The sequence below is a fragment of the Tardiphaga sp. genome (assembly GCF_025356345.1).
Lineage (GTDB): Bacteria > Pseudomonadota > Alphaproteobacteria > Rhizobiales > Xanthobacteraceae > Tardiphaga.
The window spans coordinates 1-21,565 of record NZ_JANXTC010000333.1 but is presented as its reverse complement, the minus strand read 5'-3'; the positions used below and the strand labels follow the sequence as shown (position 1 = coordinate 21,565).

24 protein-coding genes and 1 pseudogene are annotated in these 21,565 nt (G+C 64.3%); 5 read left to right on the top strand and 20 right to left on the bottom strand.

Annotated elements, in window-relative coordinates; all coding sequences use genetic code 11:
* The 5 genes from Q0S16_RS20415 to Q0S16_RS20395 form a co-directional block, all read right to left on the bottom strand.
* On the bottom strand, positions 1 to 581 hold a 581-nt coding region (locus tag Q0S16_RS20415; protein WP_295852246.1), incomplete at its 3' end, for an ABC transporter ATP-binding protein.
* Positions 574 to 1,302, bottom strand: a complete 729-nt coding sequence (locus tag Q0S16_RS20410; protein WP_295852244.1) for an ABC transporter ATP-binding protein — start codon at positions 1,300 to 1,302, stop codon at positions 574 to 576. The genes Q0S16_RS20410 and Q0S16_RS20415, both read right to left, overlap by 8 nt.
* Positions 1,299 to 2,312, bottom strand: a complete 1,014-nt coding sequence (locus Q0S16_RS20405) for a branched-chain amino acid ABC transporter permease (RefSeq protein WP_295852242.1) — start codon at positions 2,310 to 2,312, stop codon at positions 1,299 to 1,301. Before Q0S16_RS20405 ends, Q0S16_RS20410 begins: the two co-directional genes overlap by 4 nt.
* 4 nt (positions 2,313 to 2,316) lie before the next feature.
* Positions 2,317 to 3,201 (bottom strand): branched-chain amino acid ABC transporter permease, encoded by an 885-nt coding sequence (locus Q0S16_RS20400; protein WP_295852240.1) that lies wholly within the window; start codon positions 3,199 to 3,201, stop codon positions 2,317 to 2,319.
* A gap of 49 nt (positions 3,202 to 3,250) precedes the next feature.
* On the bottom strand, positions 3,251 to 4,519 hold the full coding sequence (locus Q0S16_RS20395; protein ID WP_295852237.1) for an ABC transporter substrate-binding protein: 1,269 nt from the start codon (positions 4,517 to 4,519) through the stop codon (positions 3,251 to 3,253).
* Positions 4,520 to 4,645: 126 nt separating this feature from the next.
* Here Q0S16_RS20395 and Q0S16_RS20390 point away from each other — a divergent pair, with 126 nt between their 5' ends.
* The 3 genes from Q0S16_RS20390 to Q0S16_RS20380 all read left to right on the top strand — a co-directional run bounded on the left by Q0S16_RS20390 (position 4,646) and on the right by Q0S16_RS20380 (position 6,237).
* A complete protein-coding gene (locus Q0S16_RS20390; RefSeq protein ID WP_295852235.1) occupies positions 4,646 to 5,560 on the top strand; it encodes a LysR family transcriptional regulator in 915 nt (304 codons plus the stop codon).
* A gap of 200 nt (positions 5,561 to 5,760) precedes the next feature.
* Positions 5,761 to 5,883 carry a hypothetical protein gene (locus Q0S16_RS20385; RefSeq protein WP_295852232.1) on the top strand — a complete coding sequence of 41 codons (123 nt, stop codon included), beginning with the start codon at positions 5,761 to 5,763 and terminating at the stop codon, positions 5,881 to 5,883.
* Between the two features lie 168 nt (positions 5,884 to 6,051).
* Entirely contained in the window at positions 6,052 to 6,237 is a 186-nt protein-coding gene (locus Q0S16_RS20380) for a hypothetical protein (protein WP_295852229.1), read from the top strand.
* Between the two features lie 27 nt (positions 6,238 to 6,264).
* On the opposite strand, the gene Q0S16_RS20375 is transcribed toward Q0S16_RS20380, so the two are convergent.
* Genes Q0S16_RS20375 through Q0S16_RS20345 form a run of 7 tightly spaced genes read right to left on the bottom strand, consistent with a single transcriptional unit; the run spans position 6,265 to position 13,645 of the window.
* Positions 6,265 to 7,038, bottom strand: a complete 774-nt coding sequence (locus Q0S16_RS20375) for an ABC transporter permease (RefSeq protein WP_295852225.1) — start codon at positions 7,036 to 7,038, stop codon at positions 6,265 to 6,267.
* Complete coding sequence (locus Q0S16_RS20370; RefSeq protein ID WP_295852222.1) at positions 7,035 to 7,862, bottom strand: ABC transporter ATP-binding protein; 828 nt, start codon at positions 7,860 to 7,862, stop codon at positions 7,035 to 7,037. The genes Q0S16_RS20375 and Q0S16_RS20370 overlap by 4 nt, the downstream gene beginning before the upstream one ends.
* A 28-nt stretch (positions 7,863 to 7,890) precedes the next feature.
* Positions 7,891 to 8,919, bottom strand: coding sequence for an ABC transporter substrate-binding protein (locus tag Q0S16_RS20365; protein WP_295852221.1), 1,029 nt, complete (start codon positions 8,917 to 8,919; stop codon positions 7,891 to 7,893).
* 42 nt (positions 8,920 to 8,961) lie between these two features.
* Complete coding sequence (locus Q0S16_RS20360; protein ID WP_295852220.1) at positions 8,962 to 9,966, bottom strand: amidohydrolase family protein; 1,005 nt, start codon at positions 9,964 to 9,966, stop codon at positions 8,962 to 8,964.
* Positions 9,967 to 9,975: 9 nt separating this feature from the next.
* Positions 9,976 to 12,279: a xanthine dehydrogenase family protein molybdopterin-binding subunit gene (locus tag Q0S16_RS20355; protein ID WP_295852219.1), complete on the bottom strand. Its 2,304-nt coding sequence runs from the start codon at positions 12,277 to 12,279 to the stop codon at positions 9,976 to 9,978.
* Positions 12,276 to 12,767, bottom strand: a complete 492-nt coding sequence (locus tag Q0S16_RS20350) for a 2Fe-2S iron-sulfur cluster-binding protein (protein WP_295852217.1) — start codon at positions 12,765 to 12,767, stop codon at positions 12,276 to 12,278. The genes Q0S16_RS20355 and Q0S16_RS20350 overlap by 4 nt, the downstream gene beginning before the upstream one ends.
* Positions 12,767 to 13,645 carry a xanthine dehydrogenase family protein subunit M gene (locus Q0S16_RS20345; RefSeq protein ID WP_295852212.1) on the bottom strand — a complete coding sequence of 293 codons (879 nt, stop codon included), beginning with the start codon at positions 13,643 to 13,645 and terminating at the stop codon, positions 12,767 to 12,769. Before Q0S16_RS20345 ends, Q0S16_RS20350 begins: the two co-directional genes overlap by 1 nt.
* A gap of 131 nt (positions 13,646 to 13,776) precedes the next feature.
* Between Q0S16_RS20345 and Q0S16_RS20340 the strand changes: the two genes are divergently transcribed.
* Positions 13,777 to 14,571 carry an IclR family transcriptional regulator gene (locus Q0S16_RS20340; RefSeq protein ID WP_295852211.1) on the top strand — a complete coding sequence of 265 codons (795 nt, stop codon included), beginning with the start codon at positions 13,777 to 13,779 and terminating at the stop codon, positions 14,569 to 14,571.
* Between the two features lie 113 nt (positions 14,572 to 14,684).
* On the opposite strand, the gene Q0S16_RS20335 is transcribed toward Q0S16_RS20340, so the two are convergent.
* From Q0S16_RS20335 to Q0S16_RS20310, 6 genes are read right to left on the bottom strand one after another with little or no spacing between them, the layout of a single operon-like run.
* The gene (locus tag Q0S16_RS20335; protein WP_295852209.1) at positions 14,685 to 15,650 is read right to left on the bottom strand and encodes a tripartite tricarboxylate transporter substrate-binding protein; all 966 of its coding nucleotides are present in this window, start codon (positions 15,648 to 15,650) and stop codon (positions 14,685 to 14,687) included.
* A gap of 28 nt (positions 15,651 to 15,678) precedes the next feature.
* A complete protein-coding gene (locus Q0S16_RS20330; RefSeq protein WP_143574814.1) occupies positions 15,679 to 16,029 on the bottom strand; it encodes a cupin domain-containing protein in 351 nt (116 codons plus the stop codon).
* A 5-nt stretch (positions 16,030 to 16,034) separates the two neighbouring features.
* Positions 16,035 to 17,048, bottom strand: a complete 1,014-nt coding sequence (locus Q0S16_RS20325; RefSeq protein ID WP_295852208.1) for a zinc-binding alcohol dehydrogenase family protein — start codon at positions 17,046 to 17,048, stop codon at positions 16,035 to 16,037.
* 22 nt (positions 17,049 to 17,070) lie between these two features.
* Positions 17,071 to 17,958, bottom strand: coding sequence for a 3-keto-5-aminohexanoate cleavage protein (locus tag Q0S16_RS20320; protein ID WP_295852252.1), 888 nt, complete (start codon positions 17,956 to 17,958; stop codon positions 17,071 to 17,073).
* 19 nt (positions 17,959 to 17,977) lie between these two features.
* Positions 17,978 to 18,724, bottom strand: a complete 747-nt coding sequence (locus Q0S16_RS20315; RefSeq protein WP_295852206.1) for an SDR family oxidoreductase — start codon at positions 18,722 to 18,724, stop codon at positions 17,978 to 17,980.
* 5 nt (positions 18,725 to 18,729) lie between these two features.
* The gene (locus Q0S16_RS20310) at positions 18,730 to 19,620 is read right to left on the bottom strand and encodes a dioxygenase (RefSeq protein ID WP_295852247.1); all 891 of its coding nucleotides are present in this window, start codon (positions 19,618 to 19,620) and stop codon (positions 18,730 to 18,732) included.
* Positions 19,621 to 19,749: 129 nt separating this feature from the next.
* On the opposite strand from Q0S16_RS20310, the gene Q0S16_RS20305 reads away from it, so the two are divergent.
* Positions 19,750 to 20,748, top strand: coding sequence for a LacI family DNA-binding transcriptional regulator (locus Q0S16_RS20305; RefSeq protein WP_295852204.1), 999 nt, complete (start codon positions 19,750 to 19,752; stop codon positions 20,746 to 20,748).
* A gap of 236 nt (positions 20,749 to 20,984) precedes the next feature.
* Here the strand turns inward: Q0S16_RS20305 and Q0S16_RS20300 are convergent, their stop codons facing one another.
* Together Q0S16_RS20300 and Q0S16_RS20295 are read right to left on the bottom strand one after the other, a co-directional pair.
* Positions 20,985 to 21,272 (bottom strand): YciI family protein, encoded by a 288-nt coding sequence (locus Q0S16_RS20300; RefSeq protein ID WP_295852202.1) that lies wholly within the window; start codon positions 21,270 to 21,272, stop codon positions 20,985 to 20,987.
* A 74-nt stretch (positions 21,273 to 21,346) separates the two neighbouring features.
* Positions 21,347 to 21,565, bottom strand: a pseudogene (locus Q0S16_RS20295) (sugar ABC transporter substrate-binding protein); the annotation flags it as partial.

Here is a 21,565-nt window from a genome sequence, read left to right as displayed (position 1 = left end):
ACGTTCTGCTCGACGATCATCACCGTCAGGCCCTTGGCGCGCAGGTCGATGATCAGGTCGAACAGCAATTTCACGTAGATCGGCGCGAGGCCTTCGGTCGGCTCGTCGAGCAGCAGAACGCGCGGGCGGGCCATCAGCGCGCGGCCGATTGCCAGCATCTGTTGCTCGCCGCCGCTCATCGAACCCGCCACCTGCCGGCGTCGCTCGGCCAGCACCGGCAGCAGTTCGAACACCTCGTCGAGCGTCTGCCGCGCCACGGCGCGCGCTCCGGCCGCGTAAGCGCCGATCTCTAGATTTTCCAGCACCGTCATGAACGGAAACAGCCGCCGCCGCTCCGGCACCAGCACGAGTCCCTTGGCGGGCCGCTCGAAGGCCGGCAGGCCTTCCATGGCGACGCCTTCGAGCAGCACCTCGCCCTGGTAGGTGGTGCGCAGCCCCGCCAGCGTGAACATCAGCGTGCTCTTGCCGGCGGCGTTGGCGCCGACCAGGCCGACGATCTCGCCGGCGCCGACGGTCAGGTTAACGTCGTGCAAGACCTGCACGGCGCCGTAGGAGGCATTTAAGTTGCGAACTTCAAGCAAGGATCATCTCCTCACCGAGATAGGCTTTCACGACAGCGGGATCGCGCGCCATCACCGCCGGCGTGCCCTCCGCGATCTGCTTGCCGCGGTTGATGACCACCATACGCGTCGCCGTCTTCATGATGGCGTAGAGCACATGCTCGACCCAGATCACCGTGATGCCGCGCACAGGCAGCTCGGCTACGAACTTCGTCATCGCGCCGACTTCCGTCGGAGTCAGGCCGGCCATAATCTCGTCGAACAGCACCAGCTTCGGCCGCATCGCCAGCGCGCGGGCAACCTCGAGACGTTTCAGCAGGCCAACCGTCAGCGCGCTCGCCGGCGATCCAGCGTAATCGGCCAGGCCGACATCCGCCAGGGTGGCTTCCGCGAGCTTGCGGGAGCCCGCGATCGACTTCTCGCGAAGAAAAGCGCTAAGCATGACATTCTCGATGACCGACAGCTGCCGGTACGGCTTCGGGATCTGAAAGGTGCGGGCGACGCCAATTCGCGCCATGTCATGCGCCTTCCAGCCGGTGACCGGCTTGCCTTCGAACAGGATCTGCCCCGAGGACGGCGGCAGCACGCCAGCGATCAGGTTGAACAGTGTGCTCTTGCCGGCGCCGTTTGGCCCGATCAGGCCGAGCAACTCGCCGGGCTGCACGGCAAAGGAGACGTCGTTGACCGCCATCGTCGTGCGGAACGAGCGGCTCACATTGCGGACTTCCAGCAGCGCGCTCATCGGAACAGCCTCCAGCGCTTCAGCTTGTTCAGGGCGCCGGCGAGGCCTGCCGGGAAATAAAGCATCACGATGATCAGGCCGAAGCTGTATATCACAAGATGCAGGCCGGCCGCGGCATTACCGAGATGCGACCGCAGCAATTCGGACAAGGGCGTTATCAGGAATGAGCCCAGCACTGGGCCAATCGCGGTACCGAGCCCGCCGACGGCCGGCAGCAACGCGAACTGGAACGAGAGCTCCGGCGAAATCACGTAAGTGGGATCGAGATAGAGGAAATACTGCGCGAACAGTGAGCCGCCGATCCCGGTCAAGGCCGCGCTCAACGCCATCGCCAGCGCCCGGCCGAGCAGCGGGTTGACCCCGGCCGCGCTGGCCGCGTCCTCATTGTCCCGGATGGCAAACAGGTAATAGCCGTAGCGCGACGCCTCGAGCGATTTGGTGATGGCATAGACAAAGACCAGGTAGCCCAGCATCAGCGCCGCATAGGACTGTTTCGATGCGAACACCATGCCGGTCAGGCTGGACATCGGCGGGATCGACAGGCCCTCGGGGCCGCCGGTAAGCACCGCCCAGTTCAGCGCGATGATGCGGACCACTTCGGCGAACGCCAGCGTCGACAGGATGAAGAACGGGCCGCGCAACCGCGCGCAGATCAGCGCCAGTACGGCACCAAACACGGCGGCGATCAGGGCGCCAACCCATATGCCGACCCAGGGCGAGATGCCGTAACGCGTCAGCAGGATTGTCGACGTATAAGCGCCGACACCGAAAAACGCCGAATGGCCGAAAGAGATCAGCCCGGCATAGCCCCCGGCGATATTCCACGCCAGCGCCAGCCCGGCGAACAGGAAACTGAGCAGGATGACGTCGCGCAGGCTGGGCGCGATGCCTGACCCGACCAGCGCTACGCAGATAGCCAGCAGTGCCAGTTCGAACCACGAGATACGGCCGCGCTCGGGCAGCACGGCGATGCGTCGGGATGATACCTGATTGGTTGTGATGCTCGACATGGCCCTACTCGTTCATGCCAACGGTCGCAGCGCCCTGCTGACCGAGCAGGCCGTTGGGCCTAAAGACCATCACCAGCAGGAACAGCACGAAAAAGAAAAGCTGACCGAACGCCGGCGCGATATAGTAGCTGCTCAGCGACTGCATGACGCCGACGCAGATGCCGCCGAACAGCGCGCCCTCGATGCTACCCATGCCGCCAAGCACGACGATAACGAAGGCGATCAGCACGAAATTCAGGCCGACCGAGGGGAACACCGAGAACAGCGGCATCATGACGCAGGCCGCGAGGCCCACCAGCGCCGAACCGCCGGCGAAGGTGATGAGGAAGATGCGCGGCACCGGGATGCCCATCAGCATGGCGGCCTCGCCGTCCTGCACCGTGGCGCGGATTGCCTTGCCGAGATAGGTCTTCTTGATCATCCATTGCAGAGCGACAGTGCACAGGATGGTGATCAGGAAGCCGAGCAATAGCTCGATCTTGAGATAGATCGGGCCGATGGTCAGCGAGCGGCCGAATATCGGCGGGATGTCGCGCAGATCCGCGGTCATCGCCATCAGAGCGGCGTTCTGCAGGAAGATCGACAGTGCCATGGTGGCGAACACCACCACCAGATGCGGCTTGTCGAGCGCCGGGCTGATGACCAGTCGGTAGACCACCGCACCGAACAGGAACATCGCCGGCACGATCGCGATCGCCGCAATATACGGGTTGAGCCCGAACAGTTGTGAGATCGCCCAGGCGCCGTACATGGCGATCATCAGGAATTCGCCATGGGCGAAGTTGACGATGCGCAGCACGCCGAAGATCAGGGTCAGGCCGATGCTCATCAGCGCGTAGACGCTGCCGATCAGCACTCCGGATAATACAAGCTGGATGAAGGTGCTCATGAGATGGACCGAGCGGCCGCGCGAGGTTCAGGCCCTCGCGCGAGCCGGATCAGCGATTGCTCCACTTCGGCATCGGTACCCCGGCGGCTTCGCTGGTGGCGAGGCTCGGCGGGTAGACTTCTTCGTTGCCGGCCTTGGTCCACTGCCAGACGCCGATCGACGCCCGCAGGTTCTGCCCGGCATCCTTAGGATCATCAGCCCAATCGAAATTGGTAAACTTGATGCCGCTGCCATTGACCAGCGAGCCCTCTGGCAGATCGAGCTTGAGTGCGATATCGCGCAACTCGTCCGGCTGGAAGGTCTTGGCCTTCGGCAGCACCTCGGTGAACAGCGCCCACACCGCGGAAAATCCCGCAGCGGCGTGACCCGCGGGCGCGCGCTTCAGCTTGGCCTCGTAGCGCTTGTAGAATTCCTCGGCGACTTTCTTGATCTCCGGCTTCAGCACATTCGCGTTCACCTTCGGCGGGAAGTCGGCAACGAAGATACCGACGACGGAATCACCGATCGAGTCGCGCAGGTCGGGTGACGAATAGCCGGCACTGACGCCAACAAAGGCGTTGACGTTGAAGTCCAGTTCCTTGGCCTTGCGCTGGAACAGGATGGCATCGTTGGGGAACGAGATGGCGATCAGGATATCCGGCGCGACGTCCTTGAGCTTCTGCACGACGGGCGTCATGTCGGTCGCGGTCTGGTCGTAGCCCTCATCATACACAAGCTTGATGCCTTTGGTCTGCGAATACGCGCGAATGCCATCGCCGACCGACTTGCCGAATGCGCGATTTTCCCACAATAGCGCGATCTTCAACTCGCCAGCGGGCTTGTTGAGACGCTTGGCGAGATCGTCGAACACGAAGTCGACGGCGGCCTGACCATATTTGCGCGCCGGCGCGCCGACCTGGAAGGTGTACTTGAAGCCACGGCGGGTGATGACCTCGGCAGCACCCGTGGTCTCCCAGTGAAACGCCCCGTTACGCTCAGCCGCCTGGCTCACGGCAATCGCGATCGGCGACGCGAACGAGCCGGTCGTAATCTTGATGCCTTCCTTGGATATCAGCCGCTCGGTCTCGCTGATAGCGGCATTCGGCGTGGTCGCGTCGCCTTGCACGTACTCCACCTTGCGCCCGTTGACGCCGCCGCGCTCGTTGATCATCTCTCGGGCGATCTGCATCGCTTCCCAGTTCTCGATGCCGTTCTTCGCCAGCGGTCCGGTGAACGGCAGCAGCACGCCGATCTTGATCGGCTCCTGCGCCCCTGCCGACATCGTGGTCGCGAGCAGCAGGCTCGCAAACATCGCGCTCAAACGAAGAAGACGTCGCATTGGTTCAGCTCCGGTGCAATTCGGGTCCCAGCGACGCAAAGCCTAACGCCGACATTTACATGCAGCAATCGAATTTTTTCCATACATTGTATGCAGAAAACGTATGATGTGTGAACGGAGACGACAATGGACAAGCGCAAGATCGAATACTTCTTCTCGGTGATCGAACATGGCAACCTGAGCAGCGCCGCGCAGGCGCTGCGGGTGTCGCAGCCGACGCTGAGCCGGCAGATCCAGGCGATCGAGGAAGAATTCCAGACGCCGTTGTTCGTGCGCGGCGGCCGCGGCATGATGCCGACCGAGGCTGGAAAGCAACTGCATGAAGGCCTGCAGAGCATCGAACGCCAGTTGCGCCTGTTGAAAAGCGACGTCGCGGCGGTCACCCTGGAGCCTTCCGGCGAAGTAGCGTTCGGCATTCCGCCCTCGCCGCGCGGGCTGATCGCTGTGCCGCTGGTCAAGAAGTTCAACGCGGCCTACCCGCGGATTATGGTGCGCATCGCGGAAGAAACCAGCGGCCAACTGCGCGATCTCGTCGCCAACGGAACCCTCGACGTGGCGATCACCAACACCAACGAGCCGACACAGGGCATTTCGTCGCAGCACCTCGGCCGCGAGCGCATGCTGCTGGTTGGGCCGGCCAGCGCCAAACTATCGATGCGCAAGGAGACATCGATTGAATCTTTGGCAGGCCTGCCGCTGATTTTGACAATGCGGCCGAACAGCTTGCGGCTAACCATCGAGACCGGGCTCGGCCGGCATGGTTTGCAGCCCAATATCCGTTTCGAGGCCAACACACTGCCGCTGATGACCGACCTGGTGGCTGCCGGCCTCGGCTACACCGTGTTGCCGGCTTGCGGCGTGCGCGCCTTGTTGAAGCAAGGCGACATCTCAGCCAGCCCGATCAGAGATCTGTCGATCACCTGGATGGTCGCACGGCCGAAGACACGGTCTCTTGGCGTGGCCGCCGAACGGTTCCACGACATGGTGTGCGAGTTCGGCCGCAAGCAGATCCGCGACGGCGTATGGGAGCCGGCGAGTTAGATCGCTCTGCGAGGTGGCCGCGTTCTTGCTCGCCGTTTTGCGGCTTTCTAAGGAGACGTCCCGTGAACCATCCGAATGCGCCACTCTCGGTCGACAGCCGTTCGTTGCTTGCCGGAATTGCCGCAATCGGTGTGGTTTCCTGCGTGACGTCGGCGAAGGCGTAAAGCGCGACCGAAAAACCCGCAAAAGTCTGGCTCGACATGAATCAGAAGGCGCTCGGCGACGCCTACGACCATGCGAAATATACGCCGAACTTCCAGCAGGTCATCAAGCGCTATGCCTCAATCAGCGACGCCATGCGCGCCAGGGTCGGCGAACCGTAGCGCGTCGCCTATGGGCCGAGCGCCATCGAGAAGCTCGACATTTTCTCGACGAAGCAGGCCTCGGCGCTGATTCACATCCATATTCATGGCGGCGCCTGGCAGCAGCGGCCGACTTCCGACTACGCCTTTCCCGGCGAGATGCTGATGCATGCGGGAGCGCCCTACGTCGTGCCCGATTTCATCTCGGTCGATGAATCGACCGGCAACCTGGCGTCAATGGTCGAGCAGATGCGTCGCTCGATCGCTTGGACGATAGGCAACGCCGCGAGCTTCGAAATGATGGAAACGTTCGGCGATCCCTACGCGCTGCAGGGGGGCGCGGTGCTTGAGCAGATGCAGCTGCGCCGCATCTGACACAATTTTTCCGGATTCGGCGCGGCGTTACCGTTTGCGCCATGGTACGACGGCGCGTTCGATCGCGTCGATTCCGACGTTCATGACGAAGCCGATGATCGCGATGACGAACAGGCCGACATACATTCTTTCAACATCGAACAGCTCCCACGCGTTCCAGATCATGTAGCCTAGACCTTCCTTGGCGCCGATCATTTCGGCGATCGCGATCAGCACCAGGCCCATGCCGGCACCGAGCTTGATGCCGGTCATGATCAGCGGCAGCGCGCCCGGTAAGGCCACGGTGCGGAACATGTTAAAACGGCTGGCCCCGAAATTGTGGCCGACGTCGAGAAAGATCGGCGGGATCTGCCGCACCCCCGCGGCGGTGTTGATCACCACTGGGTAGAATACTCCAATCGCCACCATCGCGATCTTCGAGCTCTCGCCGAGCCCGAAGATCAGAAGGATCAGCGGCAGCAGCGAGCTTTTCGGGATTGGGTAAGTCGCGGAGATCAAGGGATCGAACGCGGCGCGCACCGGACGATACAGGCCGATGGCAAGGCCCAGCACGATTGCCGGCAAACAGCCGACCACAAAACCGACGACGAGACGATACAGGCTGGCGATGGTGTGCTTCCATAGCGCCCCGGAAGATGCCAGTTCGAAGAGGTGAATGATGATGTTGCTGGGCGCGGGAAAAAAACGCGTGTCGATCAGATGGCTGCGCGCGCAGATTTCCCACAGTCCCAGCAGCACCAGCGGCGACAGGATGCTGATGGTCCGGTCGGTCAAGACCGGCGAGGCGGTATGATCGCTCATGCGCGCTGCCCCGGTTCGCGGCTGCGGGCACGGTCGACCTCTTCGCGCAATTGCGCCCAGATGTCATAGACCAACTCGCCGTAAGCCGGCGTGTGGCGCAGTTCGACCACATTGCGCGGCCGCGGCAGGCCGACGGGAACGATGGTCTTGATGCGACCCGGACCGGCGGTCATCACCATGATGCGATCGCCGAGCGTCACCGCCTCGTCGACGCTGTGGGTGATAAACACCACCGTCTTGCGGGTTTCCTCCCAGATCCGCAGCAGTTCTTCGTGCAGAAGCGTCTTGTTCTGCTCGTCCAGCGCCGAGAACGGCTCGTCCATCAGCAGGATCTCGGGATCGTTGGCGAAGGCGCGGGCGATAGAGACGCGCTGCCGCATGCCGCCGGAGAGCTGGTGCGGATAGAGGTCGCGGGCGCCCAACATTCCGGTCTTGTTGAGATAGTGACCGACTACGTCGGCGATGGTCGACGGCGCGGCGTGCCGCATCTTCAGTCCGTAGGCGGCATTGTCCCAGACCGTCATCCACGGAAACAACGAGTCGCCCTGGAACACCATCGCGTTTTGCCGGTGGCCCGGCGCGGAATTGCCGATCAGGATCTCGCCCTCGCTCGGCGCATCAAGGCCGGCGAGAATGCGCAGCAACGTCGTCTTGCCGCAGCCGGAGGGACCGACCACCACAAAGAACGTACTGGCCGGGATGTCGAGCGTGATGCGATCGAGCGCCACGGCTGCGCCATGGCGCTTGGTGACGTCTCGCAGGCTAATCTTAGACGACGTCGTCGGTTCACTCTCTGCCACATCCGTCGAAAAATGTATCGCCATGGCCACTTTCCTTCTGCAGTCGCTTCCACTATTTCGGCCGCGAGTACGGGCCCAGCACCGGCTTCAGCGACTCGACAAAGGACATGTCGACGACGTTGGCGGTCGTGACGTCGGAAGTAACGAGTCCGCGCGACTTGAAGTAGGCTAGGTCGGTCTCGATGCTGGCGGTGTCGACGCGACCGTCAGGATCGATGAATACCGGTACCATCTGGTGCAGCAAGGTGATGTCCTTGATGCCGGTCATCTCGGCGATGTCCTTGATCATGTCGTCCGCGCCGGGCCCGGCGATCTTGCCGTCCTTGAGCGTGGCCACATAGGCGCGAACGCCGCGCAGATAGGCTTTCAGGAAGCTGGTGACCGTCTTGCGGTCATCGGCGAACTTACCGTTGATCAGCAACATCGCGGTCTGCTGCACCGGGTAGAAGTCGTCGAGACCGACAAAGCGCACCGCGACGTTGTTGCGCACCATGGTGGTGATGCTCGGCTCGGCGGAGATCGCGACATCGATCGCCTTGTTGCTGAAGGCCGGCAGGTGCTGCGGGAACGGCAGGAACACCTTCTCGATGTCGGCGTCGGCCAAGCCCGCTTTCTTCAGCGCCTGGTGGATCACCGATTCATCGGCGGCCCCGTTGGCGATCAGGGCGACCTTCTTACCCTTCAGGTCGGCCAGCGACTTGAAGGCACCGGAGTCGATCAGGTCCTTGCGTACGGTCAGTGCCTTGTAGCTGTAGCCCGAGATGTTGGTGCCCTTGTCGGCGACGATCTTCAGCTTGAGGCCGCGGTTCACCGCGTTGTAGAGTCCGGCGGACGCCGCACCCGCGGCGGCATCGAGGTCGCCGGCGCCGAGCGGCGCGACCATCTTGGCGCCGGAGTCGAACGATATCAGTTCGACCTTAATGCCCTCCTCCGTGAAGTAGCCGCGCTTCTGCGCGAGAAACAACCCGATGTCCGACGACAGGTTGGTGGTGCCAACCTTGACGGTCTTCATCTCCTGCGCGTGGGCACTTTCCAGAGCCAGAGCTGCGACGCTGGCGACAACAAGCAGATGCTTCAGCATGATCGTCCCTCTGAAAGACACGTTGAAATGATGGCGGCGAGGCTATGGCAGTCGGGGAAAGAGCCGTCTGGGATTGGTCTCGGTGATCAGTTCGATATCGGCCGCGGAAAACCCCGCGGCCCTGACGCCGGCCAGCGGGTCGCGATCCGCTGGCGGAAACGATTCATCTGTGCCGAGCGCGATCCGCTCGATGCCGACCGTGTCGGCGAGGAAACGCAGCGCCTTCGGCGCATGCACGATGGTGTCATAGCCGATCCGTACCGCATAGGAGGAAGGCGCCAGTTGCGCGACATCGCCCTGCGCCACTTTGTCCATCCGGGCATGCATGACGTCGAAGCGCCCCAGTAGATAGGGGAAGCTGCCGCCGCCATGGCTGAGCACCAGCGACAGCGCCGGAAAACGATCCAGCACGCCGGAGAACAGGATCGATCCGACGCCGAGGGTGGTATCGAACGTGTATTGCGCGATCTGGGTCAGCGCGAACTTGGCCGCGCGCGGTGCGGGACCAACCAGTACTGGATGCAGGATGATCGGCAGACCGAGCGCCTCGGCCTTGGCCCAGAACGGATCGAGCAGCATCTCGCCGATGTTGACGCTCTCGACGTTGGCCGAGACCATCACCGCGACGGCGCCGAGCGCCACGGCACGATCGAGCTCGGCGGCAGCGTCATCGGCATCGACCAGCGAGACGGAGGCAACGAAGGAAAACCGGTCGGCATTGGCGTCGCACCATTCCGCCAGCGTATCGTTCAGCATGCGGTGCCACTGCGCGCAGGCTTCGCGGCCGAGTCCGTAGCCATAGATGTCCGGCCATGTCGCGACCAGCTGACGGTCGAGGCCCTGGCGGTCGAGGCTGGCGCAACGCTGCGCGACCGGCTCGACCAGCGCCGGAAAGAACGGCCGCACCTTGAAGCCGTAGTCGAAGCCGAGCGCCGGCGGCTTGTCGCCGGGCGACGGCAACAGCGTCACGCCACATTCGGCACCTTTCGCGGCGATGGCGGCGAGCAGTTGCGGCGGGACGTAGTGGGCGTGGATGTCGATCGGCACGGCGTTCCCCTAGGCAGCCCAGGAGGCGCGGGTTCGCGCGTCCTGAATGAGACGCCACAGACGTGGTGGCGTCAGCGGCAGATCATGGATCCCGACGCCGAGCGGCGCCAGTGCGGCAGCAACGGCATTGGCGGTGGCCGCGGCGACCGCGACGATGCCGCCCTCGCCCGCGCCCTTGGCGCCCAACGGATTGGTCAGCGACGGCCGCAGTTCCAGCGTCACCGCGCGCACCATCGGATAGTCGCTTGCGGTTGGCACCAGATAGTCGGCGAGCGAGGCGTTCAGGAGCTGTCCCTGGTCGTCGTAGATCAAGTGATCGAGGAACACGCCGCCCAGTCCCTGCACGATCGCGCCGATCGCCTGGCCATGCACGATCGCCGGGTTGATGGCGCGGCCGACGTCCTCCACCGCAATGTAGTCGAGGATCTCGACGCGCCCGGTGCGCGGATCGACGGTGACGTGCGCGGCATGGGTCCCGTAGCTATAGGTACGCGTGGTGTTAGCAAACGTGCCGTCGGCGCTGAGCACGGCCTGGCTCGCCAGTTCCGCCAGCGACACCGCGGTGCCGTTGGCGGCCACGACGTGTTCGTTCGCGATGGTCAGCTCGACATTGGGCCGACCGAGATGCTCGGCCGCCCGCTGCAGGATTTTTTCGCGCAACTTGTTCGCAGCGTCCAGCACGGCGGAGCCGCCCATCACCACGGCGCGGGAGTGGTAGGTGCCGAACCCCTCATCGAGCAGCGTGGTCGAGCCATGCAGCACGCGGATGCGCTCGAACGGGATAGTCAGCGTATCGGCGGCGATCTGGCCGAGTACGGTTTCCAGCCCCTGCCCCAGCACCGACGAGCCGACCGCCACGGTCAGCGACCCGTCGCGCTCCAGCGTCAGCGCGGCGTTTTCCTTCGGCCCGGCGCCACCGCTTTCGACGAAGCAGCCGAGGCCAAGGCCGTGGCGCACGCCATCGATCAGCCTGCCCTGCAGATGCCGCTTCCCGGCCCAGCCGATTTCCGCAAGCGTGCGCTCGAAGGTCTCCAGATAGTCGCCGGTGTCGTACGAGGTCGGTCCCTCGTAGGGCACCAGCCCGTTGATCGGATACGGCAGTTCCGCTTCAGTAATCAGGTTGATGCGGCGGATTTCGACGACGTCGAGGCCGAGGTCGGCCGCCGCCATGTCGATCAGCCGCTCGCGAAAGAAATTAGCCTCGAAGCGGCCGGGGCCGCGATAGGTGCCGACCGGCGTCTTGCTGGTCATGAAGGCCTCGACCGAGACGCTCACGTTAGGAATGCGATACGGCCCCGGCAGGAACTGCGCGGCCTTGGCCGGCACGACGCCGCCATTGGTGCGGATATAGGCGCCCATGTCGCTGAACACCGTACCGCGCAGGCCAAGCATTGTGCCGTCGCGGCGGCAGGCGATCGACAATTCGCAAGCGATATCGCGCGAGTGGTTGATCGCCATCAAGTGCTCGCGGCGGTCCTCGATCCATTTCACCGGCCGCGCGAGTTTGCGCGCCACGAACGGGATCAGAAAGTCCTCCGGATAGAATTCACCGCGCACCCCGAAACCGCCGCCGACGTCGACTTCGATCAGGTCGATGTCTTCCTGCCGCAGGCCCATCATCTCCGCCAGCGCGCGACGGTTATAGAAGGTCACCTTGGTAGCGCCCGTCACGACCAGCCGCGACGTCGCCGCGTTCCACTCGGCGAGCAGCCCACGGGTTTCCATCGGCAGCGCGGTGTGGCGCTGCACGCTGAATCGCTCGGTGCGGACATAGTCGGCCCCGGCAAAAGCGGCATCGATCTCGCCGAAGCCGGCGGTGTAGCGCAACGCCACATTATCGGCGGCGGCGTCGAACAGCGCGTGCTCGGTCGCGCCGCGCAGCGTGACCGGCGACAGCACCTCGAACTCCACCTCGATCGCCTCAAGCGCATCCTCGGCGCTGGCGCGGCTATCGGCGATGACCACAGCGATGGGCTCGCCAACATAGCGGACCGTGCCGTCGGCGATCACCGGTTGGCGGAACGGCTCGAATTCCGGCAACGGCGCCAGCCGCAGCGGGATCAGCGGTACGTCACCGCCGAGGTCGGCGGCGATGAGGACCGCGTGCACGCCGGGCATCGCCAGCGCTGCGGAAGCGTCGATCCCACGGATACGCGCATGAGCAACCGGGCTGCGCAGGATGGCGGCGTGCACCATGCCGGCGCGATCGAGATCGTCTACGAACACGCCCGTGCCGGACAGGAAACGCGCGTCTTCCATCCGCTCGACGGGCTGGCCGACCAACAACCCGCTGAGTTTGTCCAACGGCCTCATGCGGCAGCCCCGGCTTGAGCGGCGTACGCGCTCCGCGCGTCCAGGATCGCGGCGACGATGGGCAGATAGCCCGTGCAGCGGCACAGGTTGCCGGAGACGACCTCGCGAATGCGGGCCTCGTCGGCGTCCGGCTCTTCCAGCAGCAGCGCGTGCGCAGTGGTCAGGATGCCCGGCGTGCAGAAGCCGCACTGCAGCGCGTGGTGCTTGCGGAATGCCAGTTGCAATGGCCCGAGATGATCGGCGTCGCCGAGGCCCTCGACGGTCGTGACCTCGTAGCCTTCCGCCTGCAGCGCCAGCATCAGGCAGCTTCGCACCGCCGCGCCGTCGACGATGACAGTACAGGCCCCGCAGACGCCGTGTTCGCAGCCGAGATGGGTACCGGTAAGCCGCAACTTGCCGCGCAGCGCATCGGCCAGCGTCGTGCGGGCATCGACGCTGAGAGACCTGGCCGATCCGTTGACCGTCAAATGGATTGTCGAAGGTGCCATTACGCCGCTTCCGTCAGCGGGATATTGCCGGCGCGGGCCAGAGCGCGTTCGACGAGCACGCCGACCAGGTCGCGGCGATAGGCGGCTTCGGCATGGATATCGTCGGAAGGATTGACCGCGTCGCGCGCTAGGTCGGCCGCCATTGTGATCAGGCGGGTATCGAGCCGCTGGCCGTCAAGCAGCGTTTCCACGGCTGTCAGGCGCGCGGGACGATGGTCGACGCCGATCACGCCCACATGTGCGTTGTAAACATTGCCGTAAGCGTCAAGATCGTAAAACACCGCCACGCCGGCAAGCGCGAAATCGCCGCGACGGCGCGCAAATTCCTCGAACGCCCAGCACCGGCCTGATCTCCAAGGCGGCAACCGCAAGTTAACGACGAGTTCATCCGGCGCCAGAGCGGTGTCCAGTCCACCGAGAATGAAGGCGTCGGCGCGCAGCGAACGTGATCCGTTCGGGCCGACAAGCGTCAGCGTCGCGTCGCACGTCACCGCGATGCCCGGCAGCTCTGCAGCGGGATCCGCATGGGCGAGACTGCCGCCGACCGTGCCACGGTTTCGGATCTGATAGTGAGCCACATGAGCGATGGCCGCTACAAGCAGCGGGTGCACGTCAGCAAGCCGCTTGTCGCGCTCGATGGCCCGCCACGTCACAAGCGCACCGAGGTCGATGCCCTCTTCCGACACGACGATCTGGTCGAGGCCGGGCAGTCGCCCGATATCGACGAGCAGCTTTGGACTAGTCAATCGAAACGCCAGCATTGGCATCAGGCTCTGGCCGCCCGAAATCACCTTGGCATCCCCGTCATGCGCGCCGAGCGCCGCAATCGCGTCGCTGAGCGTCGCCGGGCGTATGTAGTCCAACAAAGGAAGCTTCATAAGGCCACTTCTCACTTTATGAGAACATAGTATTATTCTATAAGAAGATCGCCGCTTGGCAAGTTTGTTGGTGCGCAAATGATAAACAGCGCGTGCTGGTTAGGTCGGCAACCGTCGTCGAGGAGATATCGTTGATCGCGAAGTCCAATGCTGCGGTGCGGCGGCAAATCAAGAAATCGACGGCCGACGGCGTGTCTCGCAAAATCCTGCGGGCGTTGTTTGCCTTCTCGGCGGAGCAGCCTCGCCATACGGCGGAGAGCTTGTCCGCGCATCTCGGCACGCCGCTGTCGTCGACCTACCGCTATATCGGCATTCTGCGCGATGCCAACATCGTCGACGAAGACGGTCGTGGCACGTACATGCTCACACCGCGCGTGATCAGCCTGGCGCAGGCCGCGCGGGCGGGCACCGATCTGGCCAGCATCGCGCGGCCGCATATGCAGCGTATCGCCGCGGAACTCGGTGAGACGGTGATCCTGTTACGCCGTTCCGGAGACCGGGCGGTCTGTATCGAACGCGCCGAGTCGTCGTCCCGCATTCGATTGAGCTTCGACCTCGGTACCGCTCTGCCGCTTCATCGTGGCGCGGGCCCGAAGCTGTTGCTGGCCAACGAGTCGCCAACTGAAATCGAGCAGACACTCGACGAGGTCGCGCGTCGCGACCCCGACTTCTCGACGAAAAACACATCCTTCATGCGCGAGCTCAAGACCATTCGCGCGCGCGGCTGGTCGGAATCCCGTGCGGAGATTACCTCCGACGTCTATGCCGTCGCCGCCGGTATCGTCAACAACGCCGGCCTTGTCGCGGCCATCTCGTTTGTCACCCCGGCCTTCAGAACCCCGAAAACCCGAGAATCCATTCTGCGCGAACAACTGACGAGTGCCGCGACGGCCATCAGCCGTGACCTTGTCTCAATAAGCATATGAGCCTGCTAAACATGGATAGCTCGGCCTGACAGCCGACACCGTCGGGCCGAGCTATCCGACGGCAGCCAGCCGCGTTTTTTAGAGCGGACGGCCATCATTCCGGTGACCCGATGTCAGCGCGGCGCCGACTCGGCCGCCACGACGACCTTGCCGTAACGCTCGGCGTCGCTGCGCAGTTCGGTCTCGAAGGCCTCGGGCGTGGAGGTCGTCAGCGTGACGCCCTGGGCCGCGTACTGTTTGCCGATAGCTGGATCGGCCATCACCTCGGCAAGGTCGCGGGCGATCTGGTTCACGATCGCCTTGGGCGTGGCCGCCGCAGCCATCATGCCGAACCAGCTATCGTAAACGAACCCCGGCAAGCCGGCTTCCGCGAAGGTCGGTACGTCGGGCAATTGCGGCAGGCGCGCGTTGCCGGTCACGGCCAGGGCGCGCAGCTTGCCCGACTGGATCAGGTCGCCGCCGACATTGAAGAAGGTGAATGCCAGGTTGGTGTCGCCGCGCATCACGCTGATCTGCGACTCCGGCAGGCCTCTGTGCGGCACCAGCACCATCTTTGCGCCGGTGAGCTGCCGGAACAGCTCGGCCGCGATGCCGGTCGAACTGCCGACGCCGGCAGAACTGTAACTCAGCGCATCCGGCTTGGCCTTGGCGGCCGTGGACAGCTCGGCAAGCGTCTTGAACGGCGCGTCGGGCGGCACGATGAGAATGGCGGGCGTCGTCGCCACCCGGCTGATGGCGGCAAAATCCTTCACCGGATCGAAGCCGAGGTTCTTGTTGACCACGCCAACCACGCTGTGCCCGTTGGAGGTCAGCATGATCTGCGAACCGTCGGTCGGTCCCTTGGCGACGCTGCTGACGCCGGCAATGCCCGGGCGGTTCTCGACGATCACCTGCTGCTTCCATTTGGTCGAGAGCTTCTCGGCCACGGTGCGCGCCAGGATGTCGGTCATGCTGCCGCCGGAAAAAGGCACGATGATCCGGACGAGCTGGGTGGGATAGGTCTGCGCGCAAGCGGGGCTGCCGGCCAGCGCGGCCGTCGCGGCCAGGCCAGATCCGATGATGAATTGTCGACGATCCATTGTTTCCTCCATTTAATGAGCCGGGCCTTTAGCCTCTGGCGGTGGACGGCAACGGCATTGCAAGCAACACCACTGCCGGGCGTTTCGTCTCGTTGCGCAGCGCCCTGGTCTCGTTCGGGGCGATGCGGCAGGAATCCCAGGTGCCAAGTACGGCGCGGCCGTCCGGCGTCTCGAACGTTACTTCGCCTTCGAGCACGACGTAGAACTTTTCCTCCGGCGAGGCGGACGGCACGATCTCGCCGCCCGGCAGGATCTGGCTCATGCCGAGCCACATCACATCGGCGGGGCCGGCCTCTCGGCCCTGCAGCCGAAACATCCGGACGTCATTGTGGCCGGGCGCCTCGTAGCGCGGCGCATCGTTCAGGCGGACCACATGCATGGGCGTTATCCGTTCGGCTTGAAGATGAGGCGATCGCGCGACGAGCCGAGCGCCGCCACGTAGGCTTCCGCCGCGCGCTGTAGCGGGAAGATCGCGTCCGGCTTGATCGGGAACGGCTTCAGCGCGCCGCTGGCGAAACCCGGCACCAGGTCGCGCAGGATCTCGGCCGCGTCGGGCGACGACAGCGACAGCGAGTCGACGCCGTAGAATGTGTGCTTGCCGCGATAGAAGGCGAAGATATCGAACGGCACGGTGGCGCGGGTGGAGGCGATGAAGATCTGCCGGCCGAGATGCGCCAGCGATTTGGTGCCGGCCTCGTAATAGGGTTCGCCGACCGTGTTGTAGACGATGTCGGCGCCGTGCCCCGCGGTCAGCTCGCGCACTGTCGCTGCGACGTCTACGCGTGAAGAATTCACGACGGTGACCTCGCCATATGCATGGCCTGCATAGGGCTCGTCCTTGCGCACGACGCCGATCACCCTTGCGCCCTGCCATGACGCGATCTGCGCGGCCGCCTGCCCTACCTTGCCATTAAGGCCGAGGATCAGCACCGTCTCGCCCGGCTTTGGCATGCCGGTGCGGCGAAACCCTTCCTGGGCGGTGACGAACGGCACGCCGATGCCGGCTGCTTCCGCAAGACTTATGTTTTCCGGCTTCTCTACCAGCGCCTGCGCCTCGACCACGAGGTGCGTGGCGTGCGTGCCGTCACGCTTGATGCCGAGTTCGCCGGAGGAGCCGAACACGTGCTTGCCGATCAGACCCTCCGGCCCCGCCACGACGATGCCGGCGAAATCGCGCCCCGGGGTGCGCGGAAACACCGCGTGCGGCATGAAGCCGATCGCCGCCTTGGCATCGGACGGGTTGATAGCGGCGGCCCGAACCTCGACGATCGCATCGGTCGCGCGACTTCGGGTCAGCGTGACCTGCTCGACCGTGGGGGCGACGTTTTCGATGCGCTCGGCCTTGGCGGCGAGCCGCACGCAGGTGGCGGTGACGGAGTGGCTGTCAGTGGAAGTCATGCGATATCCCGACGATGCGATGTCATGCGGCCTGCGCCGGCAGGTCGAACAGTGCGCGCGCCTCCGCGGGCGTGGCGATCTGGGCGCCGAGCTCCTCGATGATGCGGCGCGCCTTCTCGACCATGGCGGCGTTTGACGGCGCAAGGACGCCGCGTTCGAGATAGACGCCGTCCTCGATGCCGGTGCGGGCGTGGCCGCCGGCCAATACCGACTGCGCCACCATCGGGAAGGTCGAGCGGCCGATGCCGATCGCGGTGAAATGCGCGCCGGCCGGCAGCAGTCCGCGTGCATAGAGCACGGTTTCCGGCGACGGCTGGAAGCCGTACTTCACGCCCATCACGAAGGACGTGAGCGCCGGACCGGCCAGCGTCCCGTCGGCAAGCAGGTCGTGCAGCAAGGCGATGTCGCCGGAGTCGAACAGTTCGATCTCGGGCTTGACGCCGGCCTCGCGAATGACCCTGGCCATGCGGCGCACGTTGCCCGGCGTGTTGATGACCACTTGGGCGCCGGAATTCATGGTGTTGAGATCGAGCGTGCAGATGTCCGGCCTCAGCGCGGCGATATGCGCGACGCGCTCTTCCGGGTTCATCAGAGTGGTGCCGGCGTCCGCGACCTTGGGATCGTCCTTTGACGGCACGAAGCGGCCCCCGGGCCCGGTCGTGATGTTGAGGATCAGGCTGCGGTTGCGCGCCCGGATACGGGCCACAACGTCTTGGTAATATTCAAGTTTCATCGACGGCGCGCCGGAACCAGGCTCGCGAACATGGATATGCGCGACGGCGGCGCCGGCTTCCGCCGCCCCGAGACAGGCTTCGGCGATCTCTTCCGGCGTGATCGGTAGATGCGGGGTCTGGTCCGGCCGGGTCAGGTTGCCGGTCACCGCGCAGGTGATGACGATCTTGTCGAGCATCGGTCGCATCAGCAGTTCCTCACAGGGCCCGGCCGCCGTCGACGACGATCAGCGAGCCGGTTGAATAGGTCAGATGGGTGGCGCAGGCCGAAATGGCGCGGCCGACATCCTCGGCCGTCGCGACGCGCTTCAGCGGGATGGTGGGCGCGACTTTCTCCAGGGCTGCCGCGTCGCGGCCCGGCACGAAGTCGGTGGCCACCACGCCGGGCGAAACCGACATCACGCGTACCGCAGGGGCCAGCGCCCGCGCCAGCGATTTGGTCATCGTATCGATGCCGGCCTTGATCGCTGCATAAGCGAGGTTGGAGCCGACGCCGCTCAGTCCGGCGATCGAGGAGACGTTGACGATCAGGCCGTCGCCGGATGACTTGAGCAACGGCGCGAAAGCGCGGATCGCGGCGAACTGACCGCGCCAGTTCACCTTGAACATGTCGTCGATGAACTCGTCCGTCAGTGCGTCGAGATCGCCGATCGGGATCGGCCGCGTATAGCCGGCGGTATTGACGAGGATATCGCAGCGCCCGAGCCTGCGCTCGACGTCCGCCGCAAGCGAATTCAGGCTCGAACTGTCCTCCACCACCGCGCGCCGCGCAAGATGCCCGGTGCCCGGCAGCGTCGCCAACAGCGCATTGGCGGCAGCTTCGCCAGAGCGCCACGTCACTACCACGGTCGCGCCTTCGGCGGCCAGCGCCTGCGCCGCTGCCGCGCCAATGCCGCCGGAGCCGCCGATCACGACCGCCGTCTTGCCGGAAAGTATCTTTGTCATTGAATTCACTTGATCGGGGGATGGGGAAGCACGGCTTCGCCGCGCTCCATCGTGAACGTGTAGGCGAGGCTGTACCATTCACCGCTGACGTCCGCCGCCGGCGCCGCGCCTTCGCCCTTGCGGAAGTCACCGATCAGCGCACGCGTCACGCCGAACACCACATCGCTTTCGAGATGTTCGTCATCGTCGACGAAGATCTGCGTGATCAGCGTCTTGAAGCCGGGCTTGTAGGCCAGGACATGGAGATGTGCGGGCCGGTACGGGTGGCGAAGCTGCGCGCGTAGCAGGTCGCCGGTCGGGCCATGCGTCGGCACGGGGTAGCCGGCGGGCTTGACCGAGCGGAGCGCGAAGCGGCCCTCGGCATCGGTGTCGAACACGCCGCGCAGGTTCATGTCCGCCTGCCCCGCATCCTGGTTTTCGTACATGCCGGCAGGCGAGGCCTGCCAGACATCGACGCGCACGCCGGGCACCGGCGCGCCCTGTGCGTCACGAATGCGGCCCTCAAAAAACAGCGCCGGACCTGGCGTAGGCGACCGCACAATCGAGCCGCCATTCGCCGTCGGCGGCGCATTTGCGCGCCAGAACGGACCGAGCAGCGCCGCGGCGGTTTCGGTCGAGCCATCCTGTCCGTTGTTCAGCAGGCACACCAAGGTCGAGAGACCAACGGCGTCGCTGAACAGCACGCCCTCGTTGTGGCTGTCGTTAGTGGCCTGACCGATCCGGTTGAGAAAATCGATCGCAAATTCGAATTCCGCTTCGGTAAGCTTCACGTCGCGGGCGAACGCATGCAGGTGGGTGACGAAAGACGCCATCACCGTGCGCAGCCGTTCGCTGGGCGCCCGGTCCATGGCCGCGAGCACGACATCCGTCACGTCCTCTTGACGCGTGATGATCATGGAGCCTCCCTGACATTTACGCGCACAAGCGAATGCGCAATCGATTGCATTAAGCCTAGTGCAATCGATTGCATGGGTCAAGCCAACCCGTTACAAACGGCTATGGGAGCAGCACCGACCATCAAGGATGTGGCGCGCGAGGTCGGGGTTCATCCGTCGACGGTGTCGCGCGCGCTGGACCCTGCGCGCCGGGCGCGACTTGGCGAGCCCGTCATTCGACGCGTCCTCGAGGCGGCGGAGCGGCTCGGCTACCGTCCCGATACCGTCGCAGCCAGCCTGCGCAGCGGGCGCTCCAAGCTGATCGGCATCATCGTCCCGGACATCGCCAACCCCGTCTTTTCGCCGATCATCAGCGGGCTGGAGCGCGCGCTGTCGTCGCGTGGCTATGCGCTGATCGTCGCCGACCAATCGGCCGAGCGTAGCGACGGCCATATCGACATCATCCAGATGCTGGCGGCCCGCCGGGTCGACGGGCTGGTGCTGGCCAACGTCGCCTTGAAAGACGACGCGGTCGAGCGTTGTCTTCGCCGCCAGGTGCCCGTCGTACTGGTCAATCGCGCCGAGCAGGAAGCCCGCGTGCCTTCCGTCGTGTCCGACGATATCGCGGGCATGCAGCTTGCGACCGAGCATCTCGTCGCCCTCGGCCATCGCCGCATCGTGCACATTGCCGGGCCACAGGCGCTGTCGACGGGATTGCTGCGCCGGCGCGGCTTTGTCGAGGCGATGCACGCGGCCGGCCTCGCGATGACCGACGCCGATATCGAGGAAGCGGATGCGTTCACGCGCGAGGCCGGGCTGTCGGCGGCACGCATCCTGCTGGCGAGGCGACCCGACGCGACCGCCGTCGTCGCCGCCAACGACCTGCTCGCGCTTGGCGTCTACGAAGCGCTCCGCGAGCAAGGTCGCCATTGTCCGGAGGACATGTCTGTTATCGGGCATAACGACATGCCCCTGGTCGATCTGGTCAATCCGCCGCTCTCTACGATCCGGATTAGCCATCGCGAGATGGGCGAGCGCACAGCGGAACTGCTTCTCGATCTGATCAACGGCATTCATCTGCAAGCACCGCAGCTTGTGACCCGACCGCTTTTGATCGCGCGAAGCTCGACCCGGCCACTGCAGCGGTGAGCGGCCCCGCAAATCCGGAACCGCCCTAACTATAGTTGAACCACAAATACAAGTTCCTGCTGCCGATCTTCCTACTCATCGCAAAGCAATAAAGAGATGGAATCACAGCCACCAGCGCCTATCAAGCGAAGACTAAATAAACAGTGTGCGCCAATAAAAATCGTTCACGGGCGCATTGGACTTAGTCCTCCATGGGCCGCGTGCGTCAGGCCGTCTGCGTTGTCGTGACATGCCGGTCAGCCCTGTCGCCGGATAAAACCTGTGATGGTAACGGCAACCCAGATGTCCGCCGCGTGAAACGGATCGGCGGCGTTGAAGCGCTCGACCGCCGCGCGATCGATCGCCTCGATGAGGAAAAGGCTACCGATCATGGTGGTGCCGTCGTCCGCTGTCAGCGGGCCGGACATCACAATCTTTACGCCGAAAGGACTCGTATCGGAGAGGAAAGCCTTGTGGGCATCGTAGTTCGCCAACCGTTTTGATACTGCGCCGGGCCGGTCGAGCGCGTGAAGAACGAAAAGCACGTCATATCCTTTGCAATTATCTGAATCGGTTGGGAGCCGGCGCCGTCTGACGGCGGCTCCCTCTTCGTAATGGCCTATTTCTTCATTCCCATCTTCGAGCCTTCTTCCCAACTCGGGCAGGCGCGCGTTTCAAGCAAGACATCGTAAGGCTTGTAGTTGTCCTTGGTGATCACGGTCGGCGCGAGCACAATTTCCTGGATGATCGGTTCCTTGCGGAGATCGTGGATCGCAATCATGGTCCCTAGGCAGCCCTGAATGAAGCCGTTGTAATCGCCGCTGGCCAGCATCTTGCC

Coding starts and splice junctions, on each gene's coding strand:
- Q0S16_RS20410 (WP_295852244.1), bottom strand. CDS start 1,302: ATGAGCGCGCTGCTGGAAGTCCGCAATGTGAGCCGCTCGTTCCGCACG.
- Q0S16_RS20405 (WP_295852242.1), bottom strand. CDS start 2,312: ATGTCGAGCATCACAACCAATCAGGTATCATCCCGACGCATCGCCGTG.
- Q0S16_RS20400 (WP_295852240.1), bottom strand. CDS start 3,201: ATGAGCACCTTCATCCAGCTTGTATTATCCGGAGTGCTGATCGGCAGC.
- Q0S16_RS20395 (WP_295852237.1), bottom strand. CDS start 4,519: ATGCGACGTCTTCTTCGTTTGAGCGCGATGTTTGCGAGCCTGCTGCTC.
- Q0S16_RS20390 (WP_295852235.1), top strand. CDS start 4,646: ATGGACAAGCGCAAGATCGAATACTTCTTCTCGGTGATCGAACATGGC.
- Q0S16_RS20385 (WP_295852232.1), top strand. CDS start 5,761: ATGAATCAGAAGGCGCTCGGCGACGCCTACGACCATGCGAAATATACG.
- Q0S16_RS20375 (WP_295852225.1), bottom strand. CDS start 7,038: ATGAGCGATCATACCGCCTCGCCGGTCTTGACCGACCGGACCATCAGC.
- Q0S16_RS20370 (WP_295852222.1), bottom strand. CDS start 7,862: ATGGCGATACATTTTTCGACGGATGTGGCAGAGAGTGAACCGACGACG.
- Q0S16_RS20365 (WP_295852221.1), bottom strand. CDS start 8,919: ATGCTGAAGCATCTGCTTGTTGTCGCCAGCGTCGCAGCTCTGGCTCTG.
- Q0S16_RS20355 (WP_295852219.1), bottom strand. CDS start 12,279: ATGAGGCCGTTGGACAAACTCAGCGGGTTGTTGGTCGGCCAGCCCGTC.
- Q0S16_RS20350 (WP_295852217.1), bottom strand. CDS start 12,767: ATGGCACCTTCGACAATCCATTTGACGGTCAACGGATCGGCCAGGTCT.
- Q0S16_RS20345 (WP_295852212.1), bottom strand. CDS start 13,645: ATGAAGCTTCCTTTGTTGGACTACATACGCCCGGCGACGCTCAGCGAC.
- Q0S16_RS20335 (WP_295852209.1), bottom strand. CDS start 15,650: ATGGATCGTCGACAATTCATCATCGGATCTGGCCTGGCCGCGACGGCC.
- Q0S16_RS20330 (WP_143574814.1), bottom strand. CDS start 16,029: ATGCATGTGGTCCGCCTGAACGATGCGCCGCGCTACGAGGCGCCCGGC.
- Q0S16_RS20325 (WP_295852208.1), bottom strand. CDS start 17,048: ATGACTTCCACTGACAGCCACTCCGTCACCGCCACCTGCGTGCGGCTC.
- Q0S16_RS20320 (WP_295852252.1), bottom strand. CDS start 17,958: ATGCTCGACAAGATCGTCATCACCTGCGCGGTGACCGGCAACCTGACC.
- Q0S16_RS20315 (WP_295852206.1), bottom strand. CDS start 18,724: ATGACAAAGATACTTTCCGGCAAGACGGCGGTCGTGATCGGCGGCTCC.
- Q0S16_RS20310 (WP_295852247.1), bottom strand. CDS start 19,620: ATGATCATCACGCGTCAAGAGGACGTGACGGATGTCGTGCTCGCGGCC.